Below are 15,470 nucleotides of genomic sequence, written 5' to 3' on the forward strand. Positions count from 1 at the left end.
TTAATGATTTTAGATTTTAGATTTCATTTACACGAACTAACATACATATTTATTATGAAAGTATCCAGTTTTATCTTCTTTATTCCGATCATCTTTTTAACGGGCTGTGGGGATTCCAAGCAAAAAAAAGAAACACCTCAGGCTCCCTCGGTGGAGGTCGCTCATCCGGGATTCCGTACCGTGGTTTACACGTTTGAATACCCGGGGTATATGGAAGCGGAACAGACCGTCAATCTGGTTGCCCGCGTATCTGGGTATCTCGATTCGTACAACTTCACCCCCGGTCAGCGGGTATGGGAAGGACAAACTCTTTTCGTGATAGAACCTCAACCTTACAAAGACAAGGTTGCCCAAGCCGAAGCGAATGTAGAAAGTTGCAAATCCAAACTGGCATACGCCAAGGCATCCTACGAACGCATGAAAGAAGCCGTGAAAAATAAGGCTATCAGCGAAATAGACTACCTGCAATCCCAATCGGATTACGGGGAAGCGGTTGCCGCCTACGAGGATGCGCGGGCGCAATTGAGTTCCGCCAATATAGACCTATCCTATTGCACGGTAAAAGCTCCTTTCACGGGACGGATATCCCGTAACATGGTCGATCCCGGTAATATGGTAGGAACCGACGCCAACAATTCGGCACTGGCAACCATATACAAGGACAACCAGATGTACCTTTATTTCAATATGGCATACGCCGATTTCATGCAATTACCCCAAAACAGTCCGTCGGCACTACCCGTCACGATACAAGACGTGAACAATCCCGAAAAAACATGGATTGCCTCTCTCGATTACCGGTCGCCCAACGTCGACCTCTCCACGGGAACCATCACCGTACGGGCAATAGCCAGAAACCCGAACGGGGATTTGTTGAGCGGAATGTACGTGAAAGTTGTCGTACCTTACAAGAGTGTACCGAAAGCCATCGTCATTCCCGAGGCTTCCATCAGTACCAACCAAGGAGGACGTTACATCTACCTCGTCACCCCCGACGATACCGTGGAATTTCGTCAAGTAAAAGTCGGAACCCTAACCCCTGACGGCATGCGGGAAATCATCAGCGGCATCACCACCGAAGACCGCTACGTGACCAAAGCCCTCATCAACATCCGTCCGGGAATGAAAATTAAACCCATTTTAAAATTTTAGATTTTAGATTTACGATTTTAGATTCCAGCCACACGAAACCCAACGTTGCCGACTCCTTAAATCGTAAATCATAAATCTAAAATCATAAATCTAAAATTCAATCTTTATGATGTCCAAGTTTTTCATCAACCGCCCTATATTCGCCACTGTCCTTTCCATCCTTATCGTGGTGGCAGGAGTGATCTCCTTGAGCTCATTACCCGTGGAACAATACCCCACGATCACGCCGCCGACGGTAGTCGTGGAGGCACAATACCCGGGAGCCAACGCCACGACCATAGCGCAGATGGTGGCAACCCCGATTGAACAACAAGTGAACGGGGTGGAAGGGATGTTATACATGTCGTCCACCTCGTCCAGCGCGGGAATATACAAACTCACGGTCACGTTTGAAGTCGGTACCGACCTCGACATGGCAACCATCCTCGTGCAAAACCGGGTAAACATAGCCCAAAGCGCACTCCCGCAGGAAGTCACCAAACTGGGTATCACGACCACGAAAGAATCTACCAACGTGGTCATGTTCCTCACCCTGACCTCGGATAACCCGAGCTATGATGCCCTATACCTCTCCAACTACGCGGAGTTAAACCTCGTCAACGAATTAAGCCGAATCAAAGGGGTGGGAAGTGTCGGTTCCTTCGGTGCCGGCAATTACAGTATGCGCGTATGGCTGGACCCGAATTTACTCGCTATCCGGGATGTCAGTCCGGAAGAAATCATTTCCGCTATCGAAAGCCAGAACATACAGGTAGCCCCCGGCTCAGTAGGTGCACCCCCTTTGGCAAGCCCAGTAGCTTTCCAATATACCCTCGAAACACAAGGATTACTTGTCAATGAAGAAGAATTCGGCAATATCATAATCAAAGCTCTCCCCGGCGGGAAATACCTCCGAGTAAAAGATGTCGCCACGGTGGAACTTGGCAGCCAGTCATACAGTGCCAGTGCCACGTTGAAAGGTGGTGCTGTTGCCGCCATCGCCATTTATCAGCTTCCGGGTGCCAACGCCATCGACGTTTCCCAACGAATCAAAGCACGGGTAAACACCCTCTCGTCCTACCTTCCCGACGGAGTAAACCTCAACATCACTCTCGACACCACGGAATTTATTCACGCCTCCATCAAAGAGATATACAAAACTTTAGGCACCGCATTCCTGCTCGTGCTCATCGTTATATTGCTGTTCTTGCAAAACTGGCGGGCGATGCTGATCCCGTTGATAGCAATCCCCGTCTCGCTTGTCGGAACCTTTGCCTTCATGAACATACTCGGTTTCTCGATCAACACACTAACTCTTTTCGGACTGGTACTCGCCATCGGACTGGTAGTCGACGACGCCATTATCATCGTCGAGAATAGCTACCGACTGATAGAAACCGGGAAATACACCGATATGCGGGCAGCCGTCACCCAAGCCATGAAAGAGGTTTCAGGCGCCATTGTCGGCATTATACTCGTTTTGCTCGCCGTGTTCATTCCCACGGCATTTATCGGGGGAATCACCGGTTCGCTCTACAAACAGTTTGCCCTCACGATTGCCGCCGCTACCGTGATCAGCGGATTCAACGCCCTGACTCTTAGCCCCGCCCTTTGCGCACTATTCTTGAAACCGGCAAAACCATCCCGTTTCTTCCTTTTCAAGGGATTCAATAAATTCTTCGAAAAGACCAGTAACGGGTACATGTGGGTAGTACGGGGCTTTATCCGCAAATCGGCTCTGGCGATGTTTATCTTTATCGTTTTGTCCGTACTTGCCTTCTTGGGCTTCATGTACAGACCGACCACTTTCGTTCCGAACGAAGATCAGGGATATTTCCTCGTCTCCATGCAACTCCCCGACGGGGCTTCCCTCTCCCGCACGGAAGAGGCATCTGCCAAAGCCGGAGCCATATTAAAAGACATCGACGGGGTGCGAACCTATATCACCATCAATGGCTTCTCCATGATGGACAACGCTCAAAGTTCCAACGCGGCATCCATTTTCGTGATGCTCGAAAACTGGGACAAACGTAAAGCAAAAGCCCTCGGAGTCGATGCCATCACTACCCGTTTCAACGAACTCGCTTACGTGGAAATCCCCGAGGCACAGAGTTATGCCGTATCCCCGCCACCCATACCCGGGTTAGGAGAAAGCAGCGGCTTCCAACTCATGCTGGAAGACATCAATAATTACGGTTCAGCAGCCCTGCAACAAGCCACGGATCATCTTGTCGATGCCGGCAACCGATACCCCGGACTTGCCATGCTCCGCTCCACGTTCAGTGCCAGTGTTCCGCAATATTACCTGAACATAGACCGGGACAAAGTGGAATTAATGCAAATCCCCATCGGCGACGTGTTCAGCGCGTTGTCGGCATATATCGGTTCTATCTACGTCAACAACTTCGTGAAATACGGACGTACTTTTCAAGTAAACCTCCAAGGCCTGCCTTCCACCCGTGAAGTCATCGATGATGTGTTGTTCCTCAACGTGAAAAACACACAAGGCAACATGGTTCCATTCTCCGCCTTTACCACCGTGGAACAACGTCTAGGCACAGAATTACTACCCAAGTACAACACCTACGCAGCAGCTTCCATATCCGGCTCGGCAGCAGCGGGATACAGTTCCGGTCAAGCCCTTACCGCCATGGAGCAAGTCGTCAAAGAAGAATTAGGCAACACGTTCGGGTACGAGTGGACAGGCCTGTCCTATCAGGAAGAAAGTGCCGGTTCAACCACCACCGCGATATTCATTCTCGCCATCCTCGTGGCATTCCTTATTCTTGCCGCTCAATACGAGAGTTGGACATCACCTTTCGCCGTTGTCATGGGATTGCCTATTGCCCTTTTGGGCGTTGTCATCGGATGCCTTATAATGAATTTGCCGATCAGCGTCTACACCCAGATCGGTATCATCCTGCTGATTGCCCTCACGGCAAAAAATGCCATCCTAATCGTGGAATTCGCCCGGGACTATCGTGCCGCGGGAAAGCCGATCAGCGAAGCGGCTCTGGAGGCAGGACGGGTACGTCTGCGCCCGATTTTGATGACCTCATTCGCCTTCATCCTCGGTGTATTCCCCTTGATCATTTCCACCGGAGCAGGTGCGGCCAGCCGAATCTCTCTCGGCACCGCAGTATTCTACGGTATGTTAATGACATCCCTCGTCGGCACACTCTTTATGCCCAACTTCTACTACATCATGGAATCCCTGCAAGAATGGTTCAAAAAGAAAAGTTCATGAAGTATTATAGTTTATAAAGTTTATAAAGTTCATAAGGTTTATAAAGTAACGGGTGTCCTTCGGACTATGCTTATCGGCAACTTAAGTTGCCGTAGACAAAGCGCCCCGCAGGGGTCCAATACTTTATAAACCTTATGAACTTTATAAACTTTCAAACTCAATTAGTACACAATCGTCATTTCATTGATCAAGTTCTGGGCATTAGCCATCTTGTCTACAATAAACAACATATATCGCGTATCCAGATTGATACATCTTTGCAAATTTTCCTCGAAATCGATATCACCAGACATAGCTTCAGAGTTCCCGTCGAAAGCGGTACCAATCAACTCACCGTAAGCATTGATCACCGGAGAACCGGAGTTACCACCCGTGATATCGTTATTCGTGATAAAGTTCACAGAAATATTGTCAGCACCGTAGCGACCGAAATTCTTTGCATAATACAAATCTTTCAACTTCTGCGGAACCTCGAACTCTCCGCCTTTCGGACCTTCTTTTTCCATCACACCCGTTAAAGTGGTGTAATAATCATAGAATACGGCATCCTTCGGTTTATAGCTCTTCACGTTACCGTAAGTCAAACGAATCGTGGAATTAGCGTTCGGCGCCCATACTTTGTCGGGTTGCATCTCCATCAATCCTTTCACGAACAGACGGTCACCTTTAGCGATATTCGTCCGCATCTCTTGTGTCAAACCACCCAATTTCTGGTAAGTCTCAAACAAAGAGTTACCCATAACATATCCCGGGTCCTTCTCCAACTTCTTCATATCGGGTTTTGCCAAAAAGGCGTCAAAACGAGCCTGATCGGTAAATATTGATTTCTCTGATACCTCCTTGGCAAACTTATCGTAATTACCCTTGTATTTCTTGTTGATCATTTTGATCACTTCCGGGTGCCATTCTTCAGCTACGTTATCGCTATACATTTTCAGCATTGTAGCGATCAAATTCTTCTCAACATCCTTGTTATAATCCTTGAAAAACTCAGTCGCGTTATCCTTGATTGCATCCAACATACGACCTTTGATCATCTCTGGAGTATCCTCGCTGAAATACGCTTTCAGCGTGTTCGTCACACGAACGGCAAACAACGGACTCTCCGCTCCCTGAAGACCGGCTTCCTGCATATAAGACATAGCCTCGTTGTAAGGATGCATAGCTTCATAACCTTCCTTAATCAAAGTCAAAGCATTACCATATTTAGCTTTACGAGCAGACTCGGCATTCATCCAAGTTGTGAATTCACGCTCGATCTTCTCCTTCTCTCCCATGGTGTTCAAGTTCTTCAAGGCGATATTCTGCTCGTGAGAATATTTCCAGTAATTCGCACACGATGCATATTTAGAAGCGTATTGGATACGGGTTTTCGGATCTGCATCCATTCCTTCTTTCATCACGCGCAATTTCTCCGTACGCACTTTATAACGGATATCGTTCGTTACATCCATCGTTTCTTTCAGACCGAAAGAAGTCAGGAAACGATCCGTCGTTCCGGGGAATCCCATGATCATGGCGAAATCACCGTCCTGTACGCCTTTAGCAGAAACAGGTAAATGATGTTTCGGTTTCAAGGGAATATTATTCTGAGAATAAGGAGCAGGTTCTCCGTCCGGTCCGGTATAAACACGCATCATACAGAAATCGGCAGTATGACGGGGCCATACCCAGTTGTCCGTGTCACCACCGAATTTACCCATGCTCTGTGGCGGAGCTCCCACCAAACGAACATCCTGATAAATCTTGTACACCAACAAAAAGAATTGATTTCCCTCGAACATATCGATAACTTGCGCCTGCAGGTTAGTACCTTTCACGGCTTCCGCCGCAATCTGTTTTGAAACCGCACCAATAACCTCAGCACGTTGTGCCTCTGTCATATCGTCTTTCAAAACGGCATTCACCTTGTCAGTAACATCTTCCATGCGTTGCAAGATAGAAGCCGTGATCCCGGGATTCGGCAACTCATCTTTCATATCATATGCCCAGAAACCGTTAGACAAGTAATCATGCTCCACCGTAGAGTGCTTTTGAATCACACCAAAACCACAATGGTGGTTCGTCAAAACCAATCCCTTGTCGGAAATAATCTCACCCGAACAGAAATGCCAAAACGGGCGTCCGGCGTTACCCAACCCCACGATAGCATCCTTCAACGACGCCTTGTTCACGGAATAAATATCTTCCGCCGTCAATTTACACCCTTGTGCCTGCATCTGCTCAATATTTTTCCCGAGCAGGGACAACAGCCACATACCTTCATCCGCCCGCACGATTGACGTTGAAAGTAAAGCAACTAAAACAATTAAAACTCTCTTCATCTGTTTAAATTTCACGTTTATATATAATCGAATTTAATTCATTCCTCCACCACGAACTCGTGTCCCACCGCCTACTATCCAGCGGCAAACGTTCGCGAATATACAATTTAATTCTCTGATACTTCACGTAACTTCCCGTGATTTAATATTATTATAACATTCAAACACTTCTCTCGACAACATCTCCAACCTTCAATAACCTTGGATTTAATGCAACACACTTGTAATAAAACTAATATGAAATACATAAATTCCATGCAGTATAACGAGAAATAATTCACTTGAACATTACAGGAGTTTTCTTTCCATTGCATTTTTTCATTTAAAAACATACCTTTGTTTCGCAATCTTAAAATCACGAAATTACATGAAGGTATTCAAGTTCGGGGGAGCATCCGTGAAAGATGCCGAAGGAGTTAAAAATCTATCCTCTATAGTCCGCGGGCAACACGGGCAACTCATCGTGGTCGTTTCTGCAATGGGCAAAACGACCAATTTGCTGGAAACACTATGCAATGCTTATTTCCACCGGGATAGTAAAACAGTGGCAATCATGGAAGAATTGAAAAACTTTCACCTCGACATCGTCAACTCGTTATTTCCCCTAAATGCTTCGGTCTACAAAAATCTGGACGAATTATTCACCTCCCTCGAAAACATCTTGAATACCGAATCTTCCCTGTGCTACGACTACGAGTACGACCGTATCATCAGCTTCGGGGAACTCATCTCGACCACGATTATTTCCCATTATTTAAGGCTCAAAAATATCGACAACCTATTCATCGACATACGCAAATACTTGAAAACCGACCAGAACTACCGGAACGGCAACATCGACCTTGAACTCTCCGGGCAGCTCTGCGAAGAGGCTTTCGATTTTAAAAATACCACCATCTACGTCACTCAAGGCTTCATCGCCGGAACCCGTACCAACCAAACCACCACGCTGGGACGCGAGGGCTCCGATTACACGGCGGCATTACTTGCCAACCTGCTGAACGCCGAGGATGTCACCATCTGGAAAGACGTACCGGGAGTAATGAATGCCGACCCGAAAGAATACGACAAGGCACAAGTCATCAGCAAAATGTCGTACAAAGAAGCCATCGAGCTATCCCACTTCGGGGCAAAAGTCATTCACCCGAAAACCATAAAACCGATACAGAACAAACAAATTCCCCTGTATGTAAAATCATTCCTGCACCCGGAATCAAGCGGAACAATCATCGAGGAAATAGACGAACACCTGAAACTCCCCCCCATATACATCAACAAGGGGAATCAATGCCTGCTAACCCTCACTCCAAGAGATTTTTCCTTCATCGCCGAAGAAAAACTCAGTCACATCTTTGCCATACTTGCGCGATACAAACTCAAGCTGAACCTGATGCAAAACTCCGCCATCAGCTTCTCGTTCTGCATAGATTGCAACACGGCCATCTTCAATGAATTCCTGCAACAATTGCAAGAAGAATTTGAGGTACGTTACAACCAAGATGTCAAACTGATAACCATACGCCACTACACGGAAGAAGCCATCTGGGAAATAATAGGCGACCGCCCGTCACTCGTGGAACAACGAAGCCGGACAACCGCCCAATTCGTGTTGAGAAACCATATGTCGGAACCAATTCACTCTCGTTCATGAAACAACAGACCTTGTCCATCATCATCCCCGCGTACAACGAAGCGAGTACCATATTCCGGTTACTGGAAAAAGTACATCATACCCGCCTCGTCCATGATATTCGTAAAGAAATTATTGTTGTAAACGATTGTTCCAAAGATAACACGGAAGAAGAAATCCTGCGTTTTACAGAAACTTACCCGGACTGCACTCTCGTTTATCACAAACAGCCGCACAATCAAGGAAAAGGAGCTGCAATTCGAGCGGGAATCCAAAAAATCACGGGCAATTGGACAATCATTCAGGACGCTGACCTTGAATACAACCCCGAAGATTACAACCCGCTACTGGAATGGATGATAGAGAACGACGGAAAAGTCATTTACGGTTCCCGTTTCCTGAACAAAACGAACAAACACTCCTACCAGAGCTTCTACCTTGGCGGACGGCTCCTCTCCATAGTGACGAACCTGCTGTACGGGCAACACCTCACGGACGAGCCGACCTGCTACAAGATGTTCGACTCGGGACTATTGCGTTCCATCCCCTTAAAATCCACGGGCTTCGAGTTCTGCCCCGAGGTCACGGCAATCGTCTGCCGCCGGGGATACAAAATACCGGAACTCCCTATCCGTTACTATCCCCGTAGCATCGAGGAAGGCAAAAAAATCAACTGGAAAGACGGGTTGATAGCCATCTGGGTGCTGGTAAAAATACGGTTCGCGAACAAACATTCACTCGAATAAACACCACAATCATGAATATATTCAAAAACATACAACCCCGAACGTTAATATATTACTGTTTAGGTATCATCACCTGTGTATTCGTCTTCAACTACATTCAAATATTTGACTTCAAACCGGACTTAAACGGTGACAACGTGTACTACTACGCCCTCGGCAAAGCCCTCGCCTCCGGGCAGGGATACACCAACATCATGTTCCTCGAGGAAAGCCCCCACTCGCACTTTCCCCCGGGTTACCCGTTATTCACGGCACTCATCTTGCTGTTTTTCAAATCCTACACGGCACTGAAAATAGCGAACGGCGTTCTTTTCGGCTTATCCATCCTGCTTCTTTTCTTCCTGACGAAAAGAATTTCAGGCAATTTGCTTCTGGCATTACTGACCTGCCTGCTATGCTGCATGCAGCAAGCCATGTTGCGCTACTCGACCATCGTGATGAGCGAAATGTTGTTCACCTTCCTGACAATGGGAGTACTCTACCTCTTCAGCCTTCTCGACACGGACCGCCTTTTCAGCAAAGACCGTCCCCGCCGGCAAATACTCTATTTCGCTGGAATCATCATCGGGCTGAATTACATCTACTTCGTCCGCACCATGGGAACATCCATCATTATCGCCGCCATACTCTACATGCTGCTCGTTTGCGGACAAAAAGCCCTCGAATGGCTAAAAAGCAAACGGGAGAACAGCGACGCGCGAATCATTCATCTCAACAAACGAGCCCTAACAAGCAACCTGCTCACCCTATGCATCATTATTGCCACTTTCGCCGGGGCTAAAACCGCGTGGGATTTCAGAAACAAAAGCATCGGGGTGACTCAAAGCGATTACCTCAAAGACTTCAAGAAAAAGCCCAAGGGGCAAACCATGGAAACATTCTCCGACTGGACGGAACGCGTGCAAAACAATCTCGTCAGCTACATCGGGAAATGGATACCCACTGCCGTCATCTCCGACGAACCCGCGTTTGACCAAAAAATAACCCGAACAGACCTCATCAAAGGTACATGCATCGTTACTCTCATGATTCTGGGATTAATAGCCTTACCCCACATGAAACTCCTGCTCTTCCTGTACATCGGCATCACCATGACAGTACTCATGGTCTGGCCGGAACAATACGCCGGACACCGTTACTTCATCGGCATCATTCCGTTGTTCATCTTCCTGTTCCTGAACGGCTGCGTGGAAGGATTGCGCTTGCTTGTGAAGAAAATGCCGGAAACAAAATTCACACGTCGAATCCCCACCGGGGGAATGGTCCTCATCGTATCCCTTTTCCTGTTCCCGCATTACGCCAAAGCCCTAAAACCACAGCAAAATTTCGCCACGTATAAAGTTTGGAACGAAAAAATTGCCGACGCCGCTTTCGTAGAATACATATACGCCATCAACTGGTGCAAAAAGAACTTACCGGAAGACGCCCGCATCGCCTGTCGCAAACCGGAATTATTCTACCTCTTCTCGGGAGGTCGGAAATCAACCAGTTTCCCGCAATACGCCACCCCGGAAGACCTGCTCAACATGTTCAAAGAGAAAAACCTCTCGCACGTCATCATCGACCGTTGGTTCCGCCACGGGTATGTCACCGTCTACCCGATGGTACAAAAATACCCCACCCATTTCAAACCCTTGATTCAAATCGGGCAGAACACGAAAAAACAGCTCCCGACACTTATTTTCCAATTCTTCCCGCAAGCGGAATTGTAATATTCTTCAATAAACCAGAATACTGATTATGGATACATTAAGTCTCAAGAAAGCAACATCATTGTTCATCCTAACTTTAATACAAAGAGACGATGGACAAAAGAAACAAATTATGGAGACACCGGCAAATGGCACGCGTGTTCAAAGCTCGCATGATTCTTTATGCCGCTTATAGACATTGCATTATTCACGAGGATGGCAGTATTGATAGTCATCCGCATTGGTTCGAGTTGGCAAAAGAAAAATGGGCAAGAGTTTACAAAACCTCAGGAACTCCATGTAACTGTTCGATGTGCAGAGGAAAAAAGTATAACCGCAAGGAATACAAGAAAGAAACTCTGCGCATTATCAAAGAATCATTGAATTAGCCAATAGATTGAAACGTCATGAGGGGGGACAAAAGTCCTTGTCTAAACTCAACTCTCCCTCTGTTTCCAGAAAAACTCACCAGCACTTCCTCTGTTCATAGAGAAGGTAGCGGCGTAGCCGACGGAGGAGTTTTTAGAGGAAAATGATTTTTGACACCCTCATAACGTTTGTTAAATCAAACAAAGCACTCAAAACAACAGCTATTACAAATAGTTTCATCCCAACATTTGATTAACGCCAGAAACTACAAAATACGCCATTTTGATACCATAAAAAACTTTTCACGCACATTTTATCCTTATAGAAAATAAAAACAATGAATTATGACATTTTATCTTCCATGGAAGATAAAATGACACACTAGGGCTATAGATACTGAATTAACAGGGAAAACCTCTCCAATACAGTTATAAATGCAGTATCAATTCCGTATCACTTCCGGATGAATAGTACTTATAAAACTTTAGTAGTCCTTTTAATTCCCTATAAGAACGCTATTATAGTATAGGGTTTTAATAGCGTTTTAATAGGGAACTAATAGCGTTTTACACGGAAGTGAACCGGAAGTGATACACTATTGATACGGGATTCATTACTGTATTCCAGACTATTAGAGAACAACCTCTCGTGAATCACCCGAAAAAAGAAAATTGCACGTGTCGATATCGCGATCGAGTAAAAAAAGACATCAATTCCTATCAGTATTTCTACTTTCTAAATAAAATGGTATATTTGCAACTTGATTTTTTAAACGTGCAATAATAATATCTAAAAAGTTAGGAGTCACGATGGACAAAAAATTCCAAGAGTACAAAGGATTGGATCTCTCTCAGGTAAACAAAGACGTCCTGAAAGAGTGGAAAGCTCAACACACGTTCGAGGAGAGCTTGAAAATTAGAGAGGGGCATCCCTCGTTTGTCTTTTTTGAAGGTCCCCCTTCGGCAAACGGTATGCCGGGTATTCACCACGTAATGGCACGGACGATTAAAGATATTATTTGCAGGTACAAAACTTTACAAGGATTTCTCGTTGAACGGAAAGCGGGATGGGATACCCACGGGCTTCCGGTAGAATTAGGCGTGGAAAAGAAACTCGGTATCACGAAAGAGAATATCGGGAAAACCATATCAGTGGCAGACTACAACAAAGAATGTCGTGCGGACGTGATGAAATTCACCCGCGAGTGGGAAGACTTAACCGACAAGATGGGATACTGGGTAAACATGGAAGACCCGTACATCACCTACGACAACCGGTATATCGAAACCTTGTGGTACCTGTTGAAACAACTGTACGAAAAAGGATTCCTTTACAAGGGATACACCATACAACCCTACTCCCCGGCGGCAGGAACCGGATTGAGCACGCACGAACTGAACCAACCGGGATGCTACCGGGACGTGAAGGACACCACGTGCGTGGCGCAATTCAAAGTAGTACGGGACGAGAAATCGGAAAAGCTGTTCGCTCACGGTGACGAAGTGTACTTCACCGCGTGGACAACTACCCCGTGGACGTTACCGTCCAACACGGCATTGGCTGTAGGCCCGGCTATCACGTACGTGGAAGTGAAAACTTACAACCCGTATACATTCCGCCCTGTAACCCTCATTTTGGCGAAAGACCGCTTCAGCGCTTACTTTAACAAGAAAGCGGAGGATATTGCCCTAAGTGATTACAAGGAGGGAGATAAACTTATTCCTTACGAGATTGTTGCCGAATATCAAGGTACGGAACTCGATGGCATCCGTTACGAGCAATTGTTACCGTGGATGACACCCATGGGCGACGCGTTCCGCGTGATCTTGGGTGATTACGTGAGCACGGAGGACGGTACCGGTATCGTGCATATCGCCCCGACTTTCGGTGCGGACGACGACCGGGTTGCCAAGGTAGCAGGCATCGCTCCCATGTTGTTGATAGACAAAGATGGCAATAGACAACCGATGGTTGACAAGCGGGGACGTTTGTTCCTGCCGAGTGAAATCGACCCCGATTTCTTGAAAAACAACGTGAATATCGACTTGTACGGGGAGTTCGCCGGACGCTTCGTGAAAAACGCATACGACCCGGAATTAACGGACAACGATCCCACGCTGGATATAGACTTGAGTATCCTGTTGAAACGGGAGAACAAAGCGTTCAAGGTAGAAAAACACGAGCATAACTACCCGCATTGCTGGCGCACGGATAAACCGGTGCTTTACTACCCGCTGGATTCTTGGTTTATCAAGACCACGGCGGTACGCGACCGGATGATCGAACTGAACAAAACGATCAACTGGAAACCCGCGAGCACGGGTGAAGGGCGTTTCGGCAAATGGTTGGAAAACCTCGTGGACTGGAATCTTTCCCGTTCCCGTTACTGGGGTACCCCGCTCCCGATATGGGTAAGCGAAGACGGAACCGAGAAAATATGCATCGGTTCGGTACAGGAATTAATGGAAGAGATGGAGAAAGCCGTACAAGCGGGCGTGATGAAGGAAAACCCGTTCAAGGATTTCAAAGCAGGAGATTACTCGAAAGAGAATTACGATAAAATAGATTTGCATCGCCCGTACGTGGACGACATTATACTGGTATCGCCCACGGGACAACCGATGTACCGCGAGAAAGACCTGATCGATGTTTGGTTCGACTCGGGAGCCATGCCCTACGCGCAGGTGCACTACCCGTTCGAGAACAAAGAGTTGATAGACAATCATATCAAATTCCCTGCCGACTTTATCGCCGAGGGAGTGGATCAAACCCGCGGGTGGTTCTTCACGCTTCACGCCATCGCCACCATGGTGTTCGATTCCGTGGCGTTCAAGAATATCATCTCCAACGGGCTGGTACTGGATGCCAAAGGAAACAAGATGTCGAAACGATTGGGTAACGCCGTCGATCCTTTCGACACGATCGAGAAGCAAGGTTCCGATCCCTTGCGCTGGTACATGATGACTAACGCGCAACCGTGGGATAACTTGAAATTCGACATCGCCGGGGTGGAGGAAGTGAAACGCAAATTTTTCGGTACGCTGTACAACACGTACAGTTTCTTTGCCTTGTACGCCAACATCGACAACTTCACGTATGCCGAGCCGGAAGTTCCGTTCAACGAAAGACCGGAGATCGACCGCTGGATACTTTCTTTGCTCAATAGCTTGATCAAGGAAGTTACCGAGGCTTACGAGAGTTACGAACCGACCAGAGCCGGACGTGCTATACAGAATTTCGTGATCGAGAACCTGTCGAACTGGTACGTGCGTCTTTCCCGGAAACGTTACTGGGGAGGGGAACAAACCACGGACAAGTTGTCGGCTTACCAGACACTGTACACCTGCTTGGAAACCGTGGCTATCCTGTCGTCACCCATCGCACCGTTCTACATGGATCGCCTGTTCAAGGATTTGAACAGTGTCACCGGACGTTACACGACAAGTGTTCACCTCACGGATTTCCCCGTCGCTAACGACACGATGATAGACAAGCAACTGGAAGAACGGATGGATATGGCTCAACAGATATCCTCTATGGTACTCGGGTTGAGAAGGAAAGTTCAAATCCGCGTCCGCCAACCGCTTTGCAAGTTGTTGATCCCGATTTTGGACGAGGGGATGACCGCGCAATTGGATGCCGTGAAAAATATCATCCTGTCGGAAGTGAACGTGAAAGAGATCGAGTACATAACCGATACCGCCGGGATATTGATCAAGAAGATCAAACCGAACTTCAAGACTTTAGGCCCGAAATACGGCAAGTACATGAAGCAGATTTCCGCTCTCGTGGCAGAAATGGACCAGAACGACATCTATAATTTTGAAAAACGGGGTACTTACTCTTTGCAAGTAGGCACGGAGAGTCTGGAATTGACACTGAACGACATGGAAATCCTGTCGGAAGACATCCCGGGCTGGCTGGTTGCCAACGAGGGACGCTTGACGGTGGCTCTGGATATCAACATCACGAAAGAATTGCGCGAGGAAGGTATCGCCAGAGAGTTGATCAACCGGATTCAGAATTTGAGAAAGGAAAAAGATTTCAACGTGACGGACAAAATAGATCTTCAAATCGGCAAGCATAAAGACATTAACGATGCCGTGGAGAATTTCAAGGAGTATATCGCCAGTCAGGTTCTGGCAGAGAACGTTACGCTGGCAGACAAAGCCGATGAAGATGTGCAGATCATCGAAATCGACGATATACATACTTTCATAAAGATTCAAAAAATGTAACTTCCGCGGGCTATAACGAGTAAAAACGGATATTTTAGCAGCAGGAAGGTTGCAGAACGGATTTTTTTATTAACTTAGACAAAAACTTTACAAC

8 protein-coding genes are annotated in these 15,470 nt (G+C 47.0%); 7 read left to right on the top strand and 1 reads right to left on the bottom strand.

Features of this window, described 5'->3' with window-relative positions:
* Positions 1-54: 54 nt before the first annotated feature.
* The gene (locus Q5866_RS02475) at positions 55-1,152 is read left to right on the top strand and encodes an efflux RND transporter periplasmic adaptor subunit (protein ID WP_303178562.1); all 1,098 of its coding nucleotides are present in this window, start codon (positions 55-57) and stop codon (positions 1,150-1,152) included.
* A 106-nt stretch (positions 1,153-1,258) separates the two neighbouring features.
* Complete coding sequence (locus tag Q5866_RS02480) at positions 1,259-4,378, top strand: efflux RND transporter permease subunit (protein ID WP_303178564.1); 3,120 nt, start codon at positions 1,259-1,261, stop codon at positions 4,376-4,378.
* Positions 4,379-4,539: 161 nt separating this feature from the next.
* Here the strand turns inward: Q5866_RS02480 and Q5866_RS02485 are convergent, their stop codons facing one another.
* The gene (locus tag Q5866_RS02485) at positions 4,540-6,702 is read right to left on the bottom strand and encodes a S46 family peptidase (protein WP_292264678.1); all 2,163 of its coding nucleotides are present in this window, start codon (positions 6,700-6,702) and stop codon (positions 4,540-4,542) included.
* Between the two features lie 367 nt (positions 6,703-7,069).
* On the opposite strand from Q5866_RS02485, the gene Q5866_RS02490 reads away from it, so the two are divergent.
* The 5 genes from Q5866_RS02490 (at position 7,070) to ileS (ending at position 15,376) form a co-directional block, all read left to right on the top strand.
* Positions 7,070-8,353, top strand: coding sequence for an aspartate kinase (locus tag Q5866_RS02490; protein ID WP_303178567.1), 1,284 nt, complete (start codon positions 7,070-7,072; stop codon positions 8,351-8,353).
* The gene (locus Q5866_RS02495) at positions 8,350-9,078 is read left to right on the top strand and encodes a glycosyltransferase family 2 protein (protein WP_186974738.1); all 729 of its coding nucleotides are present in this window, start codon (positions 8,350-8,352) and stop codon (positions 9,076-9,078) included. Before Q5866_RS02490 ends, Q5866_RS02495 begins: the two co-directional genes overlap by 4 nt.
* Positions 9,079-9,089: 11 nt before the next feature.
* Entirely contained in the window at positions 9,090-10,790 is a 1,701-nt protein-coding gene (locus tag Q5866_RS02500) for a hypothetical protein (protein ID WP_303178570.1), read from the top strand.
* A 92-nt stretch (positions 10,791-10,882) separates the two neighbouring features.
* A complete protein-coding gene (locus tag Q5866_RS02505) occupies positions 10,883-11,158 on the top strand; it encodes a hypothetical protein (RefSeq protein ID WP_303178572.1) in 276 nt (91 codons plus the stop codon).
* Positions 11,159-11,947: 789 nt separating this feature from the next.
* Entirely contained in the window at positions 11,948-15,376 is a 3,429-nt protein-coding gene (ileS, locus tag Q5866_RS02510) for an isoleucine--tRNA ligase (RefSeq protein WP_303178574.1), read from the top strand.
* The last annotated feature ends 94 nt before the right edge of the window (positions 15,377-15,470 follow it).

Source organism: uncultured Butyricimonas sp., from assembly GCF_959596855.1.
GTDB classification, from domain to species: domain Bacteria; phylum Bacteroidota; class Bacteroidia; order Bacteroidales; family Marinifilaceae; genus Butyricimonas; species Butyricimonas muris.